This is a genomic window from Paraburkholderia sp. MM5384-R2, from assembly GCF_014201025.1.
Classification (GTDB): domain Bacteria; phylum Pseudomonadota; class Gammaproteobacteria; order Burkholderiales; family Burkholderiaceae; genus Paraburkholderia; species Paraburkholderia tuberum.
In genome coordinates this window covers 94,259-117,752 of record NZ_JACHDI010000004.1, presented here as the reverse complement: position 1 = coordinate 117,752, position 23,494 = coordinate 94,259, and the positions used below count along the sequence as shown (strand labels likewise).

The following is a 23,494-nucleotide window of genomic DNA, read 5'->3' as shown; positions in this document are numbered from 1 at the left end:
GGCTTCAATCGGCCTGGTCGAAGTTCAAACCGCACGCGGTTCAGACCAGCCTGCGTCCACTCTCCGTATCGAACAGATGGATGTGTTCGGCCGGCAGACGCAGCGCGACACGCTGACCGGGCTCGATCTTCGAGCGCTCGCGCGTGGTCACGCACCACGAGGCGCCGCCTATTTTCCCGTACAGGTGCGTTTCGGCGCCAGTTGGCTCGATCACTTCGACGTCGAGCGCGGCATCCGGTATCTGCGTCGTGATCTCGACGTGCTCGGGCCGCACGCCGAGCGTGACCTTCGCACCGACCACGGCCGACGCAGGCGTGCCTTCGAGCGCGACCTCGCTGCCGTCCGCGAGCTTCAACGCGAGGCCCGCACCCTGCGTGCGATTGACGATCACGCCCTCGGCGAAATTCATCGACGGCGAGCCGAGGAAGCTCGCGACGAACAGATTCGCCGGCCGGTCATAGAGTTCGAGCGGACGGCCGATCTGCTCGATACGTCCCGCGTTCATCACGACGATGCGATCGGCCATCGTCATCGCTTCGATCTGATCGTGGGTGACGTAGATCACCGTGTTCTTCAAGCGCTGATGCAGCGCCTTGATTTCGGTGCGCATCTGCACGCGCAGCTTTGCGTCGAGATTCGACAGCGGTTCGTCGAACAGGAACAGCGACGGCTCGCGCACCACCGCGCGGCCCATCGCCACGCGTTGCCGCTGACCGCCCGACAATGCGCGCGGCAAGCGGTCCAGATAGTCACTGAGGTTCAGCATCTTCGCGGCCGCATCGATGCGCGGCTTGAATTTCTCCGAGGATTCCTTGCGGATTCTCGGCCCGAACGCGATGTTTTCATACACTGACAGATGCGGATACAGCGCATAGCTCTGGAACACCATCGAGATGTTGCGCTGCTGCGGCGCGAGCGTATTCGCGCGCGTGCCGCCGATCATCAGATCGCCGCCGCTGATTTCCTCGAGCCCGGCCACCATCCGCATCAGCGTGCTCTTGCCGCAGCCCGACGGACCGACCAGCACGACGAACTCGCCGTCGTCGATGTCGAGATCGATGCCGTGCACGACCTGGGTGTCGCCATAGCGTTTGAAGATGCCGCTCAGTTGCACTGCTGCCATGCTGTCCTCATTGTCTTGCTGTGTCTTGTATTGCCGATGTTGTATTGCCGGTGCCGTAGTGCACGCGCCGCGCGCGGCTCAGAACGACTCCAGCGTCAGCTCCTGCGCCATCAGGCGGTTGCCCGCCATCAAGCCGCCGTCGACCGGCAACGCGACGCCGGTGATCACGCGCGCTTGCGGCGATGCGAGAAACAGCACCGCATCGGCGATGTCGTCGGGCGTCGCGAAGTCGCGCAACGGGTACCACTTCTTCAGTTCCTCGAACACCTGCGGATTCTTCTCGACACGCGCCTGCCACGCCTGCGTCTTCACAGTGCCCGGACACACGATGTTCGCGCGAATGCCAAAGCGGCCCAGCTCGAGCGCGAGCGCCTTCGTATAGCTGATCAGGCCGGCCTTCGCGGCGCTATATGCCGGATGACCGAGCGCGGCGAGACCGTTCACCGAGCCGATCAGCACGAGCGCGCCGCGCTGCCGTTCGATCATCGACGCGCGCACCGCCTCCACCGTGTGATACGTGCCGTTCAGATTCAGATGGATGTCGCGCTGCCAGCTTGCGGCGTCGGTGCTCGCGAGCGACGCGCCGAGCGCCGCGCCCGCGTTCGCGACCAGCACGTCGACCGGTCCACGCTGCGCGACCGCCGCGGCCACCGCGTGCTGCACCGCAGCGGCGTCGCCGAGATCGACCGCGACCGGCACGACCTTGTCTGCGCCCTGTTGCGCGCCCCGTTGCGCGCCGAGTCGCCCGCTCAACGATTGCAGCGCGCTCGCGTCGATGTCGAGCGCGAGCACGGTGTCACCCGCCTCGACGAAGCGCTCGCATAACACGCTGCCAATACCGCCGCATGCGCCCGTTACCAATACGACACGATCCATGTGTTCCTCGCTCGTTGGCCTGGCCGTTTCGGCCGTCTTGCCGGCGCCGTCCGCCACCCGGCTCGCGCCACCCGCAACGCTGTAAATTTCCTACATATCCAACCCGACGGCTGCCGGCCATCCCGAAGAGTGGGTTTCCACCCCGTCGCGCCGTGCAGAATACCCCATGCGTTACAGCATCTTATGCACAAAACAGCCCGAGAAAAAATATCGCAGACCCTACGTGACAAGCTATTTTGCGTCATGTAGGATTTTTTCAAACAATTTACCCAAGGCGGCCGGCGACGGCAGCAAACCACCCACAGGAGAGAGAGAAATGTCGTTGCATGCCCGTGCTTCCCTCGCGCTAGGCAAAGTCGCCGTGGCGCTCGCGTTTGCAGGTATCGCCGTCTCGGCCCATGCCGAGACGGTCCGCGTGACGGTCGCTCACTACAGCGACGCGACCGCGCCGTACTTCGAGAAAATGGCCCGCAACTTCGAGAAGGCCAACCCCGGCACGACCATCAAGATCGAAGACGTGAACTGGGACACGCTGCAACAGAAGCTGCAAACGGACATCTCCGGCGGCGCCAACGCGGACCTCGCGATCGTCGGCACGCGCTGGCTGCTCGACTTCGTGAAGGACGACGTCGCCGAGCCGCTCGACGGTTATATGGACGCGAACTTCAAGGCCCGCTTCATCGGTCCGTTCCTGGCTCCCGGCCAGATCAACGGCAAGACCTACGGGTTGCCGATCGCCGCTTCCGCGCGCGCGCTGTACTACAACAAGGATCTGCTCGCGAAGGTCGGCTACCCCGACGGCCCGAAGACCTGGAATGAAGTGATCGATGCATCGAAGAAGCTGAAGGCGCAAGGCATCGCCGGCTTCGGTCTGCAAGGCAAGGAAATCGAAACCGACGTCTACTTTTACTACGCGCTGTGGACGATGGGCGGCGACGTGGTCGGCAAGGACGGCAAGGCCGCGTTCAATTCGCCGGCGGGCGTGAAGGCCGCGACGATGTACAAGCAGATGATCGACCAGGGTCTCACGCAACCGGGCGTCACCGGCTATAGCCGCGAAGACGTGCAGAACCTGTTCAAGCAGGGCCGCGTCGCGATGGTGATCTCCGCGCCGTTCCTCGCCAAGCAGATCAAGAAGGAAGCGCCGAACCTGAAGTACGGCATCGATCCGGTGCCGATGGGCACGACGCACGCCACCTACGCGGTCACCGACTCGATCGTGATGTTCAAGAACTCGAAGGTGAAGAAGACCGCGTGGAAGTTCCTCGACTATCTGTTCACGAAGGAACCGCGCGTCGAGTTCACGACGACCGAAGGCTTCCTGCCGACCACGAAGGCCGAAGCGGCTGACCCGGCGTTCAACGATCCGGACATCAAGGCATTCATCGCGCTGCTGCCCACGGCTCACTTCGCGCCGACCGTGACCGGCTGGGAAGACACCGCGAAGGCCGTGAGCGACGCGATGCAGGCGATCTACCTGAACAAGGCGCAACCGGCGGAAGCGTTGAATGCGGCCGCTGCGCAGGCGAACAAGTCGCTCGGTCACTGATACGCGGTTTTTGACAGTAACGAGACGAACAGGGGACGCGCGGCGCCGTAGCTAAAGCGCCGTGCGTTGCGCCGCGCCACTCCCACATTCGAGCCTATGCAGCACGATGCACCCTCCGGCCCATTCCGTCGTGCCCGCCGCCAGAGAGCGGGCGCGTCTTACGATCGAGCACGCATGAGCCGTTCCGTTTCTTCGCGCGCGCACGCGCCCTGGTTGCTGATTGCGCCGAGCCTCGTGCTCGCGCTGTTCATCATCAGCTATCCGATTTTCAACATCGTGTGGCAATCGCTGCATGAGGTATCGCGCTTCGGCGCGATCCGCGACTTCACCGGCGCGCAGAACTTCATCAACGTGTTTCAGGACCCGGTGTTTCTCGGTTCGGTACGCCGCACGATCATCTGGACCGTGTGCGTGGTGGGCGGCACGGTGCTGATCTCGGTACCTGTCGCACTGATTCTGAACCAGGACTTTCACGGTCGCGGCGTGGCACGCACGATCGTAATGCTGCCGTGGTCCGTCTCTTTGACGATGACCGCCGTCGTCTGGCGCTGGGCCTTCAACGACGACTACGGCATGGTCAATGTCACGCTGCAGCGGCTCGGCCTGATCGGCGGCCCGATTCACTGGCTCGCGACGCCCGAGTTCGCGTTCCCCGTCGAAATCGCGGTCGGCATTCTGGTGTCGATTCCGTTCACGGTGACGATTTTTCTTGGCGGCCTGTCTTCGGTGCCAAGCGATATCTACGAAGCCGCGCGTATCGACGGCGCGAGCGCCTGGCAGCAGTTCCGTCAATTGACGATGCCGCTGCTGCGCCCGTTCATCAACATGGCGATCCTGCTGAACGTGATCTACGTGTTCAACTCGTTTCCGATCATCTGGGTGATGACGCAAGGCGGCCCCGACAACAGCACGCACATCCTCGTCACCTACCTGTACGAACTCGGCTTCCGGCTCGGACGTCCCGGCGAAGCGGCCGCCGTTTCGCTGATCATGCTCGTGATGCTGTTCGTGTTCTCGATCGCTTATCTGCGTCTGCAACGCGCGAAAGAAGGAGTGCCATCATGAGTCTGAGCGCGAAGACGAAACGCTCGCTGTGGTGCTGGATCGCCCTGACACCGCTCGTGATCGTCATACTATTTCCGTTCGCGGTGATGTTCTTCACCGCGGTCAAACCGGCCTCGGAGATCTTCGTCTATCCGGCGCGCTGGCTGCCGGTGCAGTGGCAATGGCGCAATTTCATCGACATGTGGGACGCGGCCAACTTCGGCGTCGCGCTGCGCAACAGCACGATCATCAGTTTCCTGTCCACCGCGCTCGCACTCGCGGTGTGCCTGCCCGCCGCTTATGCGCTCGCGCGCTTCCCATTTCGCGGACGCGGCCTGTATCGGCAGTTCCTGCTCGTCACGCAGATGCTGTCGCCGATCCTGCTGGTGGTCGGCCTATTCCGGCTCGCGGCGATGATTCCGTGGGGCGACGGCAACCTGGTCGATTCGAGGATCGGCGTGATCGTGTCGTACGCGGCGTTCAATATCGCGTTCGCGGTGTGGATGCTGTCGTCGTACTTTCAGACCGTGCCGCAGGATCTCGAGGAATCCGCGTGGCTCGAGGGCTGCAGCCGCACGCGCGCGGTGTTCAAGGTGTTTCTGCCGCTCGCGGTGCCGGCGATCGTCGTGACCGCGATCTTCACGTTCATCAATGCGTGGAACGAGTTCGCGGTCGTCTATACGCTGATCCGCTCGCCGGAAAACAAGACGCTGACCGTGCAGGTGACCGATATGGTCGCGGGCAAGTACGTGGTCGAATGGCATCTGGTGATGGCCGCGACCTTGTGCGCGACGTTGCCGGTTTCGATCGTGTTTGCGTGGTTGCAGCGTTATATGGTGAAGGGGCTCGCGCTCGGCGCGGTGAAGTGAGTGACTGCGCGGCGCGTGCCGCGCAGTGTTCGCTTGCGGGTCGCGCGTCAGTCGGTGCCGCGCACGATGCGCAGATCGCGTTCGACGCCATCGCCCAATGCGGCCAGCGCCTTCTTGTACTCCTCGCTTTCGTAAGCGGCGACGGCCGCCTCGTACGTCGGGAACTCGATCACGACCGTGCGCTCCTTGAGGCCCTGCTCGCGCGCCTCGTCCGCCACGCCTCGCACGAGGAACTTGCCGCCCGCCGCCGCCACCGCGGCCGGGGCCAGTTGCGCGTACGCGGCCAGTTTCTGCGGATCGTTCGTCTTGCGGTACGACGACACCCAATAACCTTTGCTCATTCGAATCTCCTTGTGTGATGGACCAACGCGGGGCTAAAGCGGACCTAAGCAGTCGCGGTCTTACATAGTAGCAAAGCGGGCCGGCTCGCGACGCCGAGCGGTACCGCGCCGCCGCGCGGCGCGCGCCGCGCGCCGCGACTTGGACAGCATCTGCCACCACCAGCACGTGATCGCGCATAACGGGAAGTGTCTCTTTCAGCATCGCCAAAACGATTTAGCCATTAAACGGTTTGTGCACTAGGCTTGCCTTTGCACACTTCAAGCGATGGACCAAAGGAGACAACGAATGAGCGAGCGATACGAGTCGTTTTGTGCATGCTGCGGCGGTCCCGACCACCGGGCGATGAGCCGACGGACTTTCATGAGCCTGCTTGCGGGTAGCGCCGCCGGACTCGCCATGCCGTGCGCGTTCGCCGCGGACACACCCGCCGTGCCCACGATTGCTTATGACTCGGTTGCCAACCCCGTACGTTTGCCGAACGACAGGTACTTCGGTGAATGCTCGGGCGTCGCGCTCAATTCGCATGGCCATATCTTCGTGCTGTCGCGCGGCAACACCACCGGCCCCGCATATGGCGCGGCCGCCGCGCAACTGCTCGAGTTCGCGCCCGATGGACGCTTCGTGCGCGAGATCGGCCACAACCTGTATGCGTGGTCATTCGCGCACACGGTGAAGGTGGACCGGCACGACAACATCTGGGTTACCGACAAGGGCTCGGACATGGTGATCAAGTTCACGCCGGAAGGACGCGTCGCGATGGTGTTCGGCCGCAAGCAGGAAGCATCGGACGAGGAGACCGCGCCGCTCAAGCATCCGAATCCGCCGCTGCCGTCCGAGCCCGGACGTTTTCGCCAGGTGACCGACGTCGCGTGGGACAAGGCGGGCAACACCTATATCAGTGACGTACGGATAAGTAATCACCGCTTGCCTAAAACCTGCAAGTTAAATAAAATGGTCTTGTACGCTCGTGACGGCGGTCAGCGATGGGTTCGGAGATCGAGCGATATTTCTCTTTGAGGCAAGCGGGCGTAGCACGCGCGTCAGGTTCGAGTGTGGGCATACCGGGGAACAGTCTCGAAGGGACTGCTGTGCACAGCCCTTGTGGCTGTGTTCAGCCCGGTTGTCCACACGGGGTAAAACCAAAACATGGGACGAACCGACATTGACCGCGCGAAAAACTCTGTTGCCGTCCTTCGCTCTGACAGAGGTGACGGATCGCCTCGATCCTGATGGCGTTGAAGTTCACATACCCGGGGCTAGTGGCGGAAACGAGCCTCCGTCCTACTTCATGCGGCCGAAGATGGTCGAAGGCGAAAGCACCCGCCGTGATGGCAGGCCTGTGTGGACACCACATCGGTTCAATCTTTTCCCGGTTGTTCTGGATTCAACGGGAGCGCCTTGGGCCGAAGCCAACATTTGGATACTCCATTCGCTCCAAGCCCGAATCTCCTTGGCAATGAGCACCTACGCCAGCATTGCTGAAGACCTTGCTGCGTACCGCCGCTTCCTCGACGAAACATCGATCGATTGGCTGCATTTCCCCTCCAACAAATTGCAGCGCCCGACGTATCGGTTCAACGGTCATCTGAAGCATTCGGTTCACAACGCCGACATCGCACCGGCAACTGCCAAGCGCAGGATGGCAACGGTGATCCGGTTCTATCGCTGGCTCCAAGACGACGGCGCATTTGTTCCAGACAATCCTCCTTGGAAGGCGTCGGACCGATACATCCAGTTTACGGATCAGCAGGGATTCAAGCGCTCGAAGACCGTTACAACGACAGACGTGTCGATCCGAGTCGCGCAACAAGACAACCCTTACGACGACAGAATCGACGATGGAGGCAAGCTCCGTCCGCTGCCACAGATTGAGCAGGAATGGTTACTGGATGCGCTCGTTTCGCTCGGCAATACTGAGATGATGCTGATTCACCTGTTCGGCTTACTGACCGGTGCTCGAATCCAGACCATCCTGACCTTCAAGGTTAAGCACGCGCTCCTCACGTTCGACGCTCATTCCGATGGCGATTTGCGAATTCCGGTGGGTCCCGGTACCGGCATTGATACCAAGAACGACAAAAAGCTCGTCCTCCATATACCGATATGGTTCTATCGCCTGCTACACGTTTACGCAGCGAGTGACCGTTCGCGAAGTCGCCGGCTGCGCGCATACGGGGGCGATACTGAGGAACAGTATCTGTTCCTCAGTATCCGCGCGGCACCACTCTATAGCGCGCAGGCTGACGCCAACACCTTCAATGAAACCAACACGCTCCGTCATGCCAAGGTTGGACAGGGAGTCCGTCAGTACATCAGAGATTATGTATTACCCTTCATTCGGGAGAAGTACGACGTGCCCGCATTTCATTACCGGTTTCACGACACGCGAGCGACCTTCGGTATGAACCTTGTGGACGCAAAGCTTCCTTTGGTGGAGCAAAAGAAAGCGACGCTGAAAGATGTCATGGAGTTTGTCCGAGTTCGCATGGGCCACGCCTCACTCGCAACCACTGAGCGCTACTTGACATACCGCAGCAGGCTCGAGCTAGCACGTGCTGTACAGGACGGCTGGGAAGCCAGGCTGGAAAAACTTGCCCGACAAGCCATGGAGCGCAAATGAACTTCAGTGCGCGCCCGACAAAGGTCTATGACCTACCGATTCCAGCCAATGTTCCGCTACTCCATCCTGAGCAAGTAGTGCTGCAATATTACAGAGGTCATTCAATCGACTTTGGTGCTCTGTGTTACCTACGCCGCCAGAATCATGCAAAGCGGAGTCCGGGTCAGGGTCGTCAAGTTGATTTACTATCGCTCAACGCTGAGAGAGTTGCTCACGTTCGCTCGCTGATCGAATTCGTATCAGAACTGGTGACCAATGGAAGGTATGGTAGGAAAACAGTTGACGGTATTCACCGCAATTTCGTCAGATTCATGGACTGGTGCGATACCAGCGGACATAGCGACGCCCTAAAGGACGAGTCGTCCGCTCGTGATGCTTTCCGATGCTATGTTGCGCATCTACGAAGAATCGTAGCCCAACATCAGCTAAACAATAACACTGCTGCTATTCGACAGAGCAATTGCAGAGACACTTTAGAACTATTTCTAAACATCGAATCGCTTAGTAGCGGCGTTAATGTTCTGACAAAAAGCAGCAATTTCGAAACTCCGACTCAAGTTCCGAGCGACGATGCACAAGGACGAGTGATTTCGTGGTGTCAAAGTCTTTTCTATGGACTGAGTGAGTTGGTTATCGACCGGAAACCTTACCCTTTCTCGATGACGGTGCCCGAATACATGAACTGGCCCAACGACCGCCTATGGATATTCCCAAGTTCACAATGGTGCGAGCCACCCGGATCGTTACATACGGCAAGCAAAGTCGCTCATTACTTTATTGCCGATGATTACGATACCGGCACGATCAATACGCCCAAGGCGCTAGGTTCAGAATACTCGGCTAAAAGTAGCCGTGCTCGAGCACTGATGCGCAAGCAAATCGCCAAGGCACACAAATTAGTCGATGCGGCAAACAAGAACTTCCGCTCAAGAGATCGGTTGGATCGAGCGATTCTCGCTAGCAAGATTTTCGCGATCTTATTTGTTGCCAATACTGGAATGAGCCTCGGTCAGGCGTTTTCGCTGCCATGGGGGCCTGATCTGGATGATGCGATCGCGAATGCTGTTATCGAACGTCAAGGATTTCGCACGATTAAGTATCGAGCCGGAGACAAAACGGTGTGGTTCGAAATTGGCGCCCAGTTTATGCCGGATTTCCGGCGCTACCTACAATTGCGCCGCTATATACTCGATAACGAGCAATTCGGAAGTCTTTTTTTCTCCTTCGGACGTTCCAATTTGACGGTCCCGGTGATAGCTGTCCCGAGTATCATTGTTCATACATTAAAAATTTTAAATCGTTTCGATTCAACCCTTCCGAAGATCATGCCCAGAGAATGGCGAGCTGCCAAGCAAGATCACCTTATTCGGGAATACGATCCGTATGTTGCGGCGCGGTCAATGCAACATTCCTTAACAACGGCACTGCGTAAATACACGAACGGATCCGAATCCAGCCATCAGACTGAAATGGGAGAATTTTTCTCTAAGGTCGAGAAGGTCGTTGTAGCCAAAGGCCAAGAAATCAAAAATGGCGAAGTGCGCTCCATCGGCATCTGCGCGGCGCCGAGCCATCCTGCACCAATCAGTGCTCACTCCCCCGTACAGCCGGATTGTAAAGGGCCTGAAGGCTGTCTTTTTTGCGATCAGTACCGCGTACACGCCGACGAAACGGATACACGCAAACTCCTGAGCTGTCGCTACTGCGTTCGACAAATATCGCATCTAGCCAACACCCGTGAGCAGTTTGACAAATTGTTCGGCTTAATTTTGAATCGGATCGAATTCATTCTCAGCGAGATCGGGCGTCGCGATCGGATTATGGTGACGCGCATTGAGCGCGAAGTGGATGTTGATGGCGAGCTAGATCCATATTGGGCGATCAAGCTTGAAACGTTAATGGAACTGGATTTAGTATGACGACGTTCGAGGCTCGATCAAATCTTCCTAGCGACTCCCGTTCGCCGGATATCTACGACCCTCTCCAAGGGCGCATTCCGCCGGATAATTTCGTCGTTTCCAGGCACGCGGACGGTAGTGTGGCATCGACATATGGCGATCTCTCTTGGGACAGAACGCCCTACGACCCTGACGGCCGCACCCGACATCTGCACTTTAGTTTTTGGGACAAAGGCGGTTTGACCAAGCAACGAGATAATTTGACTCGTGAACTCCGGTGGCTCATGTTCCTTCTGATCTACATGCGCCCCGGCAATCAATTATCTTACAACTCGCTTAACGGTTATATGGTTGCGTTTCGTCACCTCGGAAGGCTGTGTGAAGACGAAGGCATTCGTGTGCAGGATGCGCTTGTCGATCCTGGCCTAGTGATCGCAAGCATCGTAGGATCTGAGAATCTTGCGATCCAACTGGGTTCATTGCTCACCCTATTAAGGTCCTTTGGGGAAGACCAAGTCGGCTTTCCGGTTGCTGGAAAGCCAGCTATACAAGAACTAAGGTCCATGGCCCGCCAGTGGATTGACAATGCTAGGCAGTATCCTCCAATTCCAACCGGCATTTACTCCGCCATCCTTTCCACTCTCTCCTCCGAACTGAGCGATTTGGAGAATGTCATTGATTCTGTCCTTCGTTTATATGCAGACTGCCGGCGCGATCCGTTATTTGGGCGGGGGAAAGAACGTCAGTACGAGATTCGATCTAAGCTAAGTGATGGTCCCGAAGATTATCTTCCTCATTTGTCAAGTCTTCTCAACGAATATGATCTAGCTGATTACTTTGAAGCTAAGAGTATTTCAACAAATGTAACTGGTCTTTCGACATTGCTGCGAAGAGCAATGATGGTTGCAACCCTTCAGATACAAGCCTTCACGGGTATGCGACAAAATGAGGTGATGGCTTTGCCGTACAACTGTCTTGAGTTGGTTCAACGGGATGGGACAGCCCACTACATTATTTGCGGGAGGACAACGAAGCTCAGCAAGGGGCTAGTCAAGCGGACGCGCTGGGTGACTAGTTCTGCCGGTTATCGGGCTGTATTGTTAGCTCAACGCATTGCAGCAGCAATTTATGCCGCGAGCGGACGGGTTCCGAACACTGCTTCTCTGGACGCTCCGGGCCATTACCTTTTTGTTGACCCTCAAATCAAGAATCCCCGACCAGACTTCGGTGCGACGGAATTACACTTGAACACGTTCTCCGAATTGCGCACACTACTTCAACCAGTGATTACAGAGCAGGACCTGCGCGAATTGGAGCAGATCGATCCGCACCGAGCTTGGCGGAGCGAAGACGACTTTCAAATCGGTCGGCCGTGGAAACTGACGAGCCATCAGCTTCGGCGAGCGCTTGCACTATATGCACAGCGATCGGGCCTAGTTTCATTGCCTTCTCTGAAACGACAGTTGCAGCACATCACGCAGGAGATGTCGAGCTATTACGCCAGAGGCTCTGTCTTTGCCAAAAACTTCATCGGTGATGACAAGTCCCATTTCGGATACGAGTGGCAGGAAACTCAACCGGTGTCGCAGTACCTTAGCTACGCCGCTCACGTCTTGATGACGGATGATGTACTGTTCGGTGCTCATCCACACTGGGTTGAGCACCGGTTAAAGGACACCGACGGCATCGTAATTTTTGATCGAGAAACTACGTTGAAGCGATTTAGGCAAGGCACTTTGGCATATCGCGATACGTTGCTTGGGGGATGTGTTAAGGTCGAAGAATGCGAGCAGACGCCCGTGGATCTCCTTGAAATCAAATGTCTTACTTCCCACTGCAAGAGCATGGTCGGCAGTTTGCGCAAACTCGATCGTGTCATCGCAGTACAGCGTAGCCGCGTCGAGAAACTCCGTCAACTTGATCCTACTACGCCCGAGTACCGCAATGAAGTTGCCGATCTGGCCGTGTTCGAAGCGACGCGGGAAAACGTGTTGAGAAGGACACGCACCCAATCGGAGGCCTCGTGACTGATAACCCACTGGCTGATTATTTCGCCGCCTTGGATCGGCTGAAACGGCGGCGCGCAAAGATCAATAACGATGCTGTCGCAATCGAGGCCGGGCGCACAAAAGGTAGTATTAAGAAATCGCGCCCAGCTTTCGCGGAACTGATCGCTGCGATTGAGGCGGCTGCAATTGAGCAAGCACATCCTCGCACTGATCAAATCGCGCGACTCACCCGTGCGAAGGAGACGGTAAGCGAATTGCGATCGCAGCTCGAAGCTTCCTATGCGAGAGAACTGTCGTTGCTGGCAGAGCTATACGAACTCAGAAAGCAATTGGCTGGCCTTGCTGGTGGCAAGGTACTGCCTATTCGAGGCGCCGACAGAAAAGCGCGTTTGTTGTAGGTATATGTTCGACGTCGGCCTGCGTGAACTCGCGTTGTTTCTTCTTGCCCGTCGAACGACTCTGGACTTTGGTTGGAGCGCCCAGATGCGTTCGGAGGGCGCCTTGCCGATCCGCTGGTTATCGCGTTGTGCCTGAATCGCCTGCGAGACCTGAAGGACGTGGCCCAGTCGCTTGTGTTCAACGACCGCGGCCTGATCGACCTCGGTCAGCCGGTCGTACTGCCTGCACGTCAGAACACGGCCGTCCATCCGGAGTTCGATACGCCCATCCGGGTACTCCCAGACCTCGATATATCGATCAATCAGCTTGCGGTGCTCCGGCGTGTCCTCCAGCAGGTACATGACCTTGTCGTATTGCAACGCTCGGCGTCGACCGTACAGAGCAATAATTCTGTCAACCCGAAATCGCGGTCGCAGCAGGATCTGACCGCGCGAGTTGGCGTTTTTATTTCCTTCTGACTGGAAAAATCGTCAACTCGCCTCAGTGCAACTCGGTCCGGCTGGAGACGCCGAGCTTGCGGGACATCGCTCCACGGTCAGCATGGCATCGCCTCTCAACGCGCAACCAGGCCGTTCCGCGGTCGCATCGGCGCGTCTTGACTAGCCACATCAGGGTAAACACAGATTCGTCCCGACCGGAAGCTGCATAGAATGGCAAATATTAGCAAGGAGCAATTATGCTTGCTATAGATTAATAAATCCGACTCGCAGCACACGGAGACACGATGCAAATCGATTATCAAACGATGCGGTTCGACTACGAACGAGCCGCCGACCACGACGCCGCGACGCCCACTACCTACCCGGTCGTCGTGATCGGAGCAGGCCCTGTCGGGCTGAGCGCCGCGATCGATCTGGCGCAGCAGGGCGTGCGTACCGTGCTCGTCGATAACGACGACACGCTGTCGAGCGGCTCGCGCGCCATCTGTTTCGCCAAGCGAACGCTGGAAATTTTCGATCGCCTCGGCTGCGGCGCGCAGATGGTGGACAAAGGCGTGAGCTGGAACGTCGGCAAGGTGTTCCTGCAGGACGAACTGATCTACACGTTCAATCTGCTGCCCGAAACGGGACACGCCCGCCCCGCCTTCATCAACTTGCAGCAATACTACGTCGAAGGCTATCTGGCCGGGCGCGCAAGGCAGACGGCGAATCTGCAGATGCGCTGGAAAAGCAACGTCATCGGTCTGACGCAGCACGACGGCAATGTCGAATTGCAGGTCGAAACCCCCGACGGTATCTACCCGATGCGCGCGCAATACGTGATTGCCGCCGATGGCTCCCGCAGCGCGGTGCGCAAGGCGCTCGGTCTCGATAGTCGTGGCCGTACGTTCAAGGACCGCTTCCTGATCGCCGACGTCAAGATGAAGGCGCCGTTTCCAACCGAGCGCTGGTTCTGGTTCGATCCGCCGTTTCACCGCAATCAGTCGGTGTTGCTGCATCGTCAGCCCGACAACGTCTGGCGCATCGATTTCCAGCTCGGCTGGGACGCCGACCCGGTTGCGGAAAAGCAGCCGGAGAAAGTGATTCCGCGCGTGAAGGCATTGCTGGGCGAAGACACGGAGTTCGAACTGGAATGGGTCAGCGTCTATACCTTCTCATGTCTGCGCATGGACAACTTCCGGCACGGTCGGGTGCTGTTCGCGGGCGATGCGGCGCACGGCGTGTCGCCCTTCGGCGCACGCGGCGCAAATAGCGGCGTGCAGGACGCCGACAACCTCGCGTGGAAGTTGCGGCTGGTGGTCAACGGCGACGCGCCGCCTTCGTTGCTCGACACCTATGCATCAGAGCGCGAATATGCCGCCGATGAAAACATCCTGAACTCGTCACGCGCAACGGACTTCATCACGCCAAAAAGCGCGATCTCGCGGATGTTCCGCGATGCGACGCTCAAGCTCGCGAAAGACTGCCCGTTCGCGCGACGCATCGTCAATAGCGGACGACTGTCGATCCCCGCCGTGTTGCGCGACTCGACGCTGAACACGCCCGACGCCGCTGACGCCGCGTTCTCCTCCACGATGGTGCCCGGCGCGGTCTGCACGGATGCGCCCGTGAAGGTGCAAGGCGACGACGCGTGGTTCCTGAACCAGACGGGCCACGGCGGCTTTACGGGCGTGCATTTCTGCGGCCATGGAGACGATCTTTCGGCGTATGCCGAACGGCTCGCCGTGCTCGCCCGGCTCGCGGTTCCGGTGCGCACGGTGATCGTCGTGCCGCGCGGCGCTGCGACGACGGCCTTGCCGGGCTTGCCTGGCATCACTGTGCTCGAAGACGTCGAGGGCATCGTCACGCATCGCTTCGATGCGCGTCCCGGCACCTTCTATCTGCTGCGACCCGATCAGCATGTCTGCGCACGCTGGCGCGCGTTCGACACGGGATCGGTCGCGAAAGCCGTCAATCGCGCTACGTGCAACGGATGACCATCATGACCACGCTGAATATCGAAACCAATATCGCCGACCCTGACGCGTTCTACGAAAAACTGATCGACGCGCACAACGGGCTGACCGACGAACAAAGTCATTTCATGAACGCGAAGCTGGTGCTGCTGCTCGCCAACCATATCGGCGATGCCAGCGTGCTGGCCGAGGCGCTCGCCATCGCCCGCGCAGGCGTCGCGCCCGATAACGACGCCGCGCCGCAATAGCCGCACTGATCCAACATTTCCCGTTCCACGGAGAAGCAGATGCCGGAAAACACAGATGGACTGACACGGGTGCCGGACAACCGATACCAGTCCGGATTTGGCAACGAGTTCGCCACCGAAGCCTTGCCGGGCGTGCTGCCCGTGGGCCGCAACTCGCCGCAGCAGGTCGCAAGAGGGCTGTATGCCGAGCAGTTGTCGGGCACCGCGTTCACCGCACCGCGCGCACACAACCGCCGTTCGTGGCTCTACCGGATTCGTCCGGCCGCCGTTCACAAGCCGTTCACGCGGCTGTCGAACGACCGGCTGGTTGGCGACTTTTCGACGGTGCCGACGACGCCGCCCAACCAGTTGCGTTGGGACCCGCTGCCGATGCCCGATGGTCCGGTGGACTTCGTCGATTCGCTGGTGACGATGGCGGGCAATGGATCGGTGGCGTCGATGAGCGGCTGCGCGATTCATCTGTACACAGCCACCGCATCGATGTATGAGCGCTTCTTCTATTCCGCCGACGGCGAATTCCTGATCGTGCCGCAGCAAGGCCGCCTGACGATTGCGACCGAACTCGGCGTACTCGATGTCGAGCCGTTCGAGATTGCGGTGATTCCGCGCGGCGTACGTTTTTCGGTTGCGCTGCCGGATGGCGAGGCGCGCGGCTACGTATGCGAAAACTTCGGCGCGTTGCTCGCGCTGCCGGACCTGGGACCGATCGGCTCCAATGGCCTCGCGAATCCGCGCGACTTCCTGACGCCTCATGCGGCTTTCGAAGATCGCGAAGGCCGGTTCGAACTGGTCGCCAAATTTGACGGCCATCTGTGGCGTGCGGATATCGGGCATTCGCCGATCGATGTGGTGGCGTGGCACGGCAACTATGCGCCGTACAAATACGATTTGCGGCACTTCAATACGATCGGCTCGATCAGCTACGACCATCCCGATCCGTCCATCTTCCTCGTGCTGCAATCGCCGAGCGATACGGAAGGTGTGCACTCACTCGACTTCGTGATTTTCCCGCCGCGCTGGCTGGTCGCGGAAGATACGTTCCGACCACCCTGGTTCCATCGCAATGTCGCAAGCGAGTTCATGGGACTCGTGTACGGCGCGTACGACGCAAAGGAAGAAGGCTTCGTGCCGGGCGGTGCGAGTCTGCATAACTGCATGTCCGGGCATGGCCCGGATGCGGAGACGTTCCGCAAAGCATCGGCATCGGATACGACCCAACCGCATAAGGTGGACAACACGCTCGCATTCATGTTCGAGACGCCGCGCATAATTCGCCCGACTGCGTTCGCACTGGAAAGCTCGCAATTGCAGGCCGAGTATTTCGAATGCTGGCAAGGTCTGCGGAAAAACTTCAAGCCGGAGACGCAAGCATGACGAACCCCACTTCGATGGCGTGGCAAGCGGCCAACGATCCGCGCCGTAAAAGCTGGGTCGAATCTGCAAACGATCCAGCCAGCGACTTTCCGATCCAGAACCTGCCGTTCGGCGTGTTCAGCGACAACAACAATACGACGCCGCGTGTCGGTGTCGCGATTGGCGATCGCATTGTCGATCTCGCCTTGCTTGCGGATAACGGTCTGCTGACGCCAAGCCGTGACGTGTTCGCGTGTGCGTCGCTGAACCGCTTTATCGCGCTCGGACAGGCGCAGTGGCGCGCAGTGCGCGCGCAGCTGTCGTCGCTGCTCGATGCGAACACGGCCTCGTTGCGCGACGACGCTTCGCTGCGCGAGAAGGCGCTGGTCGCGCAAGCCGATGCCCGGATGCATCTGCCCGTCGAGATTCCGGGCTATACGGATTTCTATTCGTCGAAGGAACATGCGACCAACGTCGGCTCGATGTTCCGCGATCCGAAGAACGCCCTTCTGCCTAACTGGCTGGAAATCCCGATTGGTTATAACGGCCGCGCGTCGTCGGTGGTCGTCAGCGAAACGCCCGTGAGGCGACCCAACGGCCAGATCAAGACGCCCGACAGCGATCGCCCGATTTACAGTGCGTGCAGCAAGCTCGATATCGAACTGGAGACGGGTTTTATCGTCGGCACGAATACGACGCTCGGCGAGCCGGTTCCGTGCGAACAGGCTGAGGCGCATATCTTCGGCATGGTGCTGCTCAACGACTGGAGCGCCCGCGACATCCAGCAGTGGGAATACGTGCCGCTCGGACCGTTCAATTCGAAAGGCTTTGCCACCACGATTTCGCCGTGGATCGTGACGCTCGACGCGCTCGACCCATTCCGCTGCGCACAGCCGGAACAGTCGCCGCAGCCGCTACCGTATCTGCGTCATGCGGGAAGACACGGCTTCGATATTCAACTTGAAGTCGATCTGCACGGCGCGGGCGAACGCGAGACGTCTACGATTTGCCGTACCAACTTCAAGTACATGTACTGGACGATGGCGCAGCAACTCGCGCATCACACCGCTTCCGGCTGCAACGTTCGGGTCGGCGACCTGATGGGCTCAGGAACGATCAGCGGCGCGACGCCGGATTCGTGCGGCTCGCTGCTGGAATCGACGTGGAACGGCCAGCGCCCGCTCGCGCTGCCTTCCGGCAACACGCGCGCGTTCCTTCAGGACGGCGACGAAGTGGCGATACGCGGATGGTGCCAGGGCGACGGCTATCGCGTCGGCTTCGGCACATGTTCTGGGAAGATCCTGCCCGCGCTGGAGCTTGCATGAGCGATCCCACGCTGCATGGCTATTTCCGCAGTTCGGCGTCGTATCGGGTGCGGATCGCGCTGGCGTTGAAAGCGATTCCGTTCGATCAGTCGCCGGTCCATCTGGTGCGCGACGGCGGCGAGCATCTGAAGCCCGCATATCGTGCGATCAATCCAGATGGGCTCGTACCGTCGCTGACGCATAGCGTTGGCGATGAGACGCATGTGCTCACGCAATCGCTTGCGATTATCGACTATCTCGACGAGGTATATCCAGAGCCGCCGCTGTTGCCTCGCCTGCCGCTGGATCGCGCGTATGTGCGCTCCGTGGCGTTGCAGGTGGCATGCGACATTCATCCGGTGAATAACCTGCGCGTGCTGAAGTATCTGAGCGGCACGCTCGGTATCACGGACGAGCAGAGGAGCGCGTGGTATCGGCACTGGATCGATCTTGGCTTCGCTTCGCTGGAGAAGCGGCTGTCGGTCGATCCGCGCGTCGGCACGCTCGCGTTCGGCGATACGCCGACGCTCGCCGACCTTTGCATCGTGCCGCAGTTCTGGAACGCGCGGCGCTTCGACGTGCCGCTAGACGCCTATCCGACGATAGTCAGGATCGCCGGTCACGCGATGAACCTTCCCGCTTTCGCAGCCGCCGAGCCGTCCATGCAACCCGATGCGGAGCCGCCGCCCCGCTCCGCTTAACCCCGCGCCGCGCGTCGGCATCAGCCGCACTGCCGGTCGCGGAGTCAATTGCAGGGTCGATCGCAGAGTCGCAAAGTCAGCCGCCGATCCAGCCAAAGCGCCACGACAGCCGGCGCGTCGCCGCGAGCAGCTTTTGCGCGGTCGCGCCGTCCAAACTGTGGTCGAAGCTGCCCGACGGTCCGATCAACGCGACCACGAGGCCAATGCTGCCGGTGTGATCGAATACGGGCGCCGCCAGCGTACCGATACCCGGCACCGGCGCATCGAGCGCACTGTCGATGCCGTGTGCCATGACCTTCGTGCGTCGCGCCTGATAAGTGTGAGCCAACGACGGCGCGGCTTTTTTCGCAGACACCACCACGTCGGCCGGATTGGCGGCCGCCAGCCGGACCGATTCCTGCGCCAGCAGGCCGATCAGCACGTCGTCGGAGAGGTATGCGGCAAACACCCGTCCGATCGCTGTATTGACCAGCGACATCACCGTTCCCACCCGTAAGCTGACGTGCTGCGGTCGCGCGGATTCTTCGAAGCGGATCACGGTCGGCCCGAGCGGCCCGAGAATCGCGACCGCGACGCTCATGCCCGACTCGATGGCCAAAGTCACGATCTCAGGTTCGGCGTCGCGGATCGGCGACATCCGCTGCAATGCGATCAGACCCAGCTCCATGCTGAGCGGGCCCGCATTGAAATAGCCCGCGTCGTCGCGACTGAGCACACCCACCTTGAGCAAACTCACCAGGTGTGGAAACGCCTTCGCGGCGGGCATATCGGCGGCGGCGGCCAGATCGCGCAGCGACAGCGGGCGACCTGCCGAAACCAGCGCGAGCAACAGTTCGCCCGTGCTGTCGAGCGCGCTGATGCCGCGCTGCATTTTCGGATCGCTGGCTTGAGTCGCGCTGAAGTCGGACGTGTCTGGAGTGTCGGTCTGCATGGTTTCAATTCGAGGTGACGAGCGCTTCGGTGATTTTCCGCGCGGTTTCGATTAACTGGCGAGCCACGTCGCCGTCCCAGCCGACGTCGATCGATCCCGAGGAGCCAATTGCCGTCAACGCAAGCTGCATTCGCTGCTGCGCGTCGAACACCGGCACGCTCAGGCTGCTGATGCCCGGACTTGGCGCGTCGATACCGCGCTCGATGCCGCGCGTGCGGATGGCATCGAAACGTCTGAACCATTGCGCATCGACCACCGGTGTCCTGGCCGAGTTGTTACCCGGCGACGATGCATCGGGCGCGAGCGCCTGACTCCGCGCCATCTGGCCGACCTGCTCGCGCGCGTAAAAAGCACAGAAGATGCGGCCCGTGGACGTGGCTTCGAGCGACATCACCGTGCCGATATGCAGATTGACATGCAGCGGAAAACCGCCGCGCTCATATCTCACGATGGTCGGCCCTTGCGCGCCTGCCACGCAGATCGCCACGCTGAAGCCAATCCGTTCGGCGAGCGCTGCCGCATACGGCGCGGCGATCCGGTACACAGGTTGCTGCTCGATATGCATGAGCCCGAGCCGCAACGACAGCGGGCCCGGCTCGTAATTGCCCGTCAGCGCGTCGCGCTTGACGAGGCCAAGACGCGTTAGGCTCACCAGATACGTGTGGGCCTGCGCGGAAGGCAGTTGCGCCTCGCCCGCCAGTTCGGTCAGGCCGAGCGGCACGCGATGCCGCGCCAGCGCTTCGAGCAGACGCCCGCCTACCTCGACGCTTTGAATGCCCCGTTGCTTTTTCTCGACCGACGCCTCAGCCGTCGTAGGACCCGGACTTTCGTCCGCAGCGGATTTGACCAATTCGATGCCTCGCAATGGAAGGGATAGATGGTATCCGATTGAGCCCCTTGCCCCCAACAGACGGCGAGTTTACCCTACGTTAGTGAAAGGCAAGGTGTTTTGCTATTGACAAATTTTCGCACGGCGACGACCATGTCTCATCCCCAACGAGTCGCATAACGGAGACAGACATGGCAAAGGCTTTTGCATCCCAGGCCGACCTGGAAGAAAAGAAAATCACGTGGACCCAGCTGTCCGAAAGCGCCTATGCGTACACGGCGGAAGGCGACCCGAATTCTGGCGTCATCATTGGCGATGACGGCGTGCTGATCGTCGATACGACTGCCACGCCCGCAATGGCGCAAGACCTGATCGCGAAGATCCGCAGCGTGACCGACAAGCCGATCAAATACGTCGTGCTGTCGCACTATCACGCGGTGCGCGTGCTCGGCGCGTCGGCGTATTTCAACGAAGGGGCGCAACAGGTTATCGCGAGCCGCGGCACGTACGAAATGATCGTCGAGCGCGGCGAAGCCGATATGAAATCGGAAATCGAGCGCTTTCCGCGTCTGTTTGCCGGCGTCGAAACGGTGCCGGGTCTGACCTGGCCGACGCTCGTGTTCGAAAAGGAAATCACGCTGTTCCTCGGCAAGCTCGAAGTGCGCATCGCACATCTGGGTGCCGGTCATACGAAGGGCGACACGGTGGTGTGGCTGCCATCGCAGAAGGTGCTGTTTTCCGGCGACCTCGTCGAATACGACGCGGCCTGCTATTGCGGCGACGCGCAACTCGAACAATGGCCCGCGACGCTCGAGGCATTGCGCGCGCTGAATGCGGACAAGCTCGTGCCGGGACGCGGCCCCGCGCTGCTCAATCCGGCTGACGTGAACAAGGGCCTCGACTACACAAAAGACTTCGTGACCACGCTGCTGCAAGCTGGCCGCGACGCGTACAAGGACAAGCTCGATCTGAAGGGCGCGATGGCGCTCACGCGCAAGGCGATGGACCCGAAGTTCGGCCAGGTGTTCATCTACGAACACTGCCTGCCGTTCGACGTTTCACGCGCGTATGACGAAGCGAGCGGCATCACGCATCCGCGCATCTGGACCGCGCAGCGCGACAAGGAAATGTGGGCCGCGCTGCAGGACTGATCGCGAAACAGGGCGCGGCACGCGCTGCGCTCTGATCGCACGAAGCACACCTGGAAACGCCGTCCGGCCTTTTACCGTTCAGAACATGAAGGCGCATAGACGCCTCGGGCTTGCTCGTCTCCAGTCAGACGCGCAACGCATATGGAGCGAGACATGCAACATTCCCTCGATGGCGACGCCATTCGGCAAGTCGCGCCTGTCACGGCCGATCACCTGATGTTTCAGAAGGTCGCGTGGCGCATCATTCCGTTTCTGTTTCTCTGTTATGTCGTGTCTTTTCTGGACCGCATCAATATCGGTTTTGCGCAATTGCAGATGAAGCACGATCTCGGCTTCAGCGATGCCATGTATGGGCTTGGCGCAGCCGTGTTCTACGTCGGCTATGTGCTATGCGAAGTGCCGAGCAACATCCTGCTCGCCCGATACGGCGCACGTAAGACCTTCATGCGCATCATGCTGCTGTGGGGCATCGCGTCGATGTGCATGATGTTCGTATCGAAGCCCGCGCACTTCTATATCCTGCGATTCATGCTCGGCGTGTTCGAGGCCGGCTTCTTCCCCGGCATCGTGCTGTATCTGACCTACTGGTTTCCGGCGAATCGTCGCGCGGCGGTGATGTCCGTGTTCTTTGCGGGCGTCGCGGTAGCGGGCGTGCTGGGCGGCCTGTTTTCCGGCTGGATCATGCGCGACATGAACGGCGTGATGGGACTGTTCGGCTGGCAATGGATGTTCGCAATCGAAGGCGCACCCGCCGTGATCCTCGCGTTTCTCAGCTGGCGTTACCTGGTGGACAAGCCGCACCACGCGAACTGGCTCACCCACGAAGAAAAGGACCGGCTCGTTGCACTCTGCGCGCAAGGCCAGGCGGAGGACAGCAAGCACGACGGTCGCAGTTTCGCGGCGGCGCTGCTCAATCCGCGCGTCTATCTGTTCGCGTTCGTTTACTTCTCGCTGACCTGTGCGTCGCTCACGTTGAACTTCTGGATGCCGCTGATGATCCGCGATTTCGGCATCAAGGATGTCGTGTCGGTGAGTCTCTATACCGTCGTGCCGAATGCGATCGGCGCGATCGGTCTGATCTTGATTGCGCGTCGTTCCGATCGCACGGGCGAGCGGCGCAAGCACTTTGCATTATGCACGATCGGCGGCGGGCTGGCGCTGGCAGCACTGACGCTGCATCTGCACAGCTTTCCCGCGATGCTAGCGATCCTGTCGCTTGCCGCCGTATTGATCTTCGCCGCACTGCCGATCTTCTGGTCCGTGCCGACGAGCTATCTTTCCGGCAAGGCTGCGGCATCCGGCATTGCGTTTATCAGCAGCATCGGGATCACGAGCGGCATCGTCAGCCCATGGGTAATCGGCCAGATTCGCACGAGTACGGGCAGCATGGATCTCGCGGTCTATCTTCTCGCGAGTTTGCTGGTGCTGAGCGGGCTGGCGTTGATCGTCGGCATCAAGGCCGAGGCAGTGAACGCTTAGTACTACAGCCGTAGATGTAAGGAAACTGGAGTACGCAACCGCCTTGCCGATAGTGGCACTGCTGTGCGCGGTATTGGTGCCTGCGACGCCATGCCGACCAGGACATCACATACTCGATAGAGTGAGCGCCGCGCCACAGGAGACGGCATAGCAGTCGGCTAATCTCCTGACACTGAGCGGCACCGAACCTTCAGGTGTTTTTTTGCCGCGCACCCGCAAGCAGACGAGTACGGCATGGGCCAGCAAGGCCAACGTGATAATGCCCGAAGCGGCGCTCTTCGGCGGTGATCTGCAAGCGCCACAGCGGGGTTAGTGCCCAGTCATACAGGCGCTCGCCCTTCGCGCCGGCACCCGCCGAAAGCCTCATCGTGCGC

20 protein-coding genes and 1 pseudogene are annotated in these 23,494 nt (G+C 59.9%); 15 read left to right on the top strand and 6 right to left on the bottom strand.

Translation table 11 applies throughout. The annotated features are described in order from the left end of the window. Window positions 1–40: 40 nt before the first annotated feature. Both HDG37_RS08880 and HDG37_RS08875 read right to left on the bottom strand, forming a co-directional pair. Window positions 41–1,123, bottom strand: a complete 1,083-nt coding sequence (locus HDG37_RS08880) for an ABC transporter ATP-binding protein (RefSeq protein WP_184046189.1) — start codon at window positions 1,121–1,123, stop codon at window positions 41–43. Between the two features lie 78 nt (window positions 1,124–1,201). Beyond that, a complete protein-coding gene (locus HDG37_RS08875; protein ID WP_184046188.1) occupies window positions 1,202–1,999 on the bottom strand; it encodes an SDR family oxidoreductase in 798 nt (265 codons plus the stop codon). A gap of 316 nt (window positions 2,000–2,315) precedes the next feature. Between HDG37_RS08875 and HDG37_RS08870 the strand changes: the two genes are divergently transcribed. The 3 genes from HDG37_RS08870 to HDG37_RS08860 all read left to right on the top strand — a co-directional run bounded on the left by HDG37_RS08870 (window position 2,316) and on the right by HDG37_RS08860 (window position 5,461). Beyond that, on the top strand, window positions 2,316–3,548 hold the full coding sequence (locus HDG37_RS08870) for an ABC transporter substrate-binding protein (RefSeq protein WP_184046187.1): 1,233 nt from the start codon (window positions 2,316–2,318) through the stop codon (window positions 3,546–3,548). Between the two features lie 174 nt (window positions 3,549–3,722). Continuing rightward, window positions 3,723–4,613: a carbohydrate ABC transporter permease gene (locus HDG37_RS08865; RefSeq protein WP_184046186.1), complete on the top strand. Its 891-nt coding sequence runs from the start codon at window positions 3,723–3,725 to the stop codon at window positions 4,611–4,613. Beyond that, the gene (locus tag HDG37_RS08860; protein ID WP_090807642.1) at window positions 4,610–5,461 is read left to right on the top strand and encodes a carbohydrate ABC transporter permease; all 852 of its coding nucleotides are present in this window, start codon (window positions 4,610–4,612) and stop codon (window positions 5,459–5,461) included. Before HDG37_RS08865 ends, HDG37_RS08860 begins: the two co-directional genes overlap by 4 nt. 47 nt (window positions 5,462–5,508) lie before the next feature. Here HDG37_RS08860 and HDG37_RS08855 read toward each other — a convergent pair whose 3' ends face one another. Next, window positions 5,509–5,802: a DUF1330 domain-containing protein gene (locus tag HDG37_RS08855; RefSeq protein WP_018423759.1), complete on the bottom strand. Its 294-nt coding sequence runs from the start codon at window positions 5,800–5,802 to the stop codon at window positions 5,509–5,511. 286 nt (window positions 5,803–6,088) lie between these two features. Here HDG37_RS08855 and HDG37_RS08850 point away from each other — a divergent pair, with 286 nt between their 5' ends. From HDG37_RS08850 to HDG37_RS08830, 5 genes are all read left to right on the top strand, one after another. Then, window positions 6,089–6,820: a hypothetical protein gene (locus HDG37_RS08850; protein ID WP_260332808.1), complete on the top strand. Its 732-nt coding sequence runs from the start codon at window positions 6,089–6,091 to the stop codon at window positions 6,818–6,820. Window positions 6,821–7,259: 439 nt separating this feature from the next. After that, a complete protein-coding gene (locus HDG37_RS08845) occupies window positions 7,260–8,423 on the top strand; it encodes a site-specific integrase (protein ID WP_184046184.1) in 1,164 nt (387 codons plus the stop codon). Then, on the top strand, window positions 8,420–10,342 hold the full coding sequence (locus tag HDG37_RS08840) for a hypothetical protein (RefSeq protein ID WP_184046182.1): 1,923 nt from the start codon (window positions 8,420–8,422) through the stop codon (window positions 10,340–10,342). Before HDG37_RS08845 ends, HDG37_RS08840 begins: the two co-directional genes overlap by 4 nt. Next, window positions 10,339–12,348: an integrase gene (locus HDG37_RS08835; protein WP_184046180.1), complete on the top strand. Its 2,010-nt coding sequence runs from the start codon at window positions 10,339–10,341 to the stop codon at window positions 12,346–12,348. Before HDG37_RS08840 ends, HDG37_RS08835 begins: the two co-directional genes overlap by 4 nt. Then, entirely contained in the window at window positions 12,345–12,728 is a 384-nt protein-coding gene (locus tag HDG37_RS08830) for a hypothetical protein (RefSeq protein WP_184046178.1), read from the top strand. The genes HDG37_RS08835 and HDG37_RS08830 overlap by 4 nt, the downstream gene beginning before the upstream one ends. A gap of 1 nt (window position 12,729) precedes the next feature. Here HDG37_RS08830 and HDG37_RS39130 read toward each other — a convergent pair. Beyond that, window positions 12,730–13,088, bottom strand: a pseudogene (locus HDG37_RS39130) (ISNCY family transposase); the annotation flags it as partial. Window positions 13,089–13,453: 365 nt separating this feature from the next. Between HDG37_RS39130 and HDG37_RS08820 the strand changes: the two are divergent. From HDG37_RS08820 to maiA, 5 genes are read left to right on the top strand one after another with little or no spacing between them, the layout of a single operon-like run. Then, window positions 13,454–15,145: an FAD-dependent oxidoreductase gene (locus tag HDG37_RS08820; protein ID WP_184046174.1), complete on the top strand. Its 1,692-nt coding sequence runs from the start codon at window positions 13,454–13,456 to the stop codon at window positions 15,143–15,145. A gap of 5 nt (window positions 15,146–15,150) precedes the next feature. Then, window positions 15,151–15,372 carry a DUF2783 domain-containing protein gene (locus tag HDG37_RS08815; RefSeq protein ID WP_184046172.1) on the top strand — a complete coding sequence of 74 codons (222 nt, stop codon included), beginning with the start codon at window positions 15,151–15,153 and terminating at the stop codon, window positions 15,370–15,372. 39 nt (window positions 15,373–15,411) lie between these two features. Then, window positions 15,412–16,746, top strand: coding sequence for a homogentisate 1,2-dioxygenase (gene hmgA, locus HDG37_RS08810; RefSeq protein WP_184046170.1), 1,335 nt, complete (start codon window positions 15,412–15,414; stop codon window positions 16,744–16,746). Beyond that, window positions 16,743–18,050 (top strand): fumarylacetoacetase, encoded by a 1,308-nt coding sequence (gene fahA / locus HDG37_RS08805; protein ID WP_184046168.1) that lies wholly within the window; start codon window positions 16,743–16,745, stop codon window positions 18,048–18,050. Before hmgA ends, fahA begins: the two co-directional genes overlap by 4 nt. Further along, window positions 18,047–18,730 (top strand): maleylacetoacetate isomerase, encoded by a 684-nt coding sequence (gene maiA / locus HDG37_RS08800; protein WP_184046166.1) that lies wholly within the window; start codon window positions 18,047–18,049, stop codon window positions 18,728–18,730. Before fahA ends, maiA begins: the two co-directional genes overlap by 4 nt. A gap of 76 nt (window positions 18,731–18,806) precedes the next feature. Here maiA and HDG37_RS08795 read toward each other — a convergent pair whose 3' ends face one another. Then, entirely contained in the window at window positions 18,807–19,661 is an 855-nt protein-coding gene (locus tag HDG37_RS08795; protein ID WP_184046164.1) for an IclR family transcriptional regulator, read from the bottom strand. A gap of 4 nt (window positions 19,662–19,665) precedes the next feature. Beyond that, a complete protein-coding gene (locus HDG37_RS08790) occupies window positions 19,666–20,511 on the bottom strand; it encodes an IclR family transcriptional regulator (protein ID WP_184046162.1) in 846 nt (281 codons plus the stop codon). A 170-nt stretch (window positions 20,512–20,681) separates the two neighbouring features. Between HDG37_RS08790 and HDG37_RS08785 the strand changes: the two genes are divergently transcribed. Together HDG37_RS08785 and HDG37_RS08780 are read left to right on the top strand one after the other, a co-directional pair. Beyond that, window positions 20,682–21,641, top strand: coding sequence for an MBL fold metallo-hydrolase (locus HDG37_RS08785; protein WP_184046160.1), 960 nt, complete (start codon window positions 20,682–20,684; stop codon window positions 21,639–21,641). Window positions 21,642–21,794: 153 nt separating this feature from the next. After that, window positions 21,795–23,120, top strand: a complete 1,326-nt coding sequence (locus HDG37_RS08780; RefSeq protein WP_184046158.1) for an MFS transporter — start codon at window positions 21,795–21,797, stop codon at window positions 23,118–23,120. The last annotated feature ends 374 nt before the right edge of the window (window positions 23,121–23,494 follow it).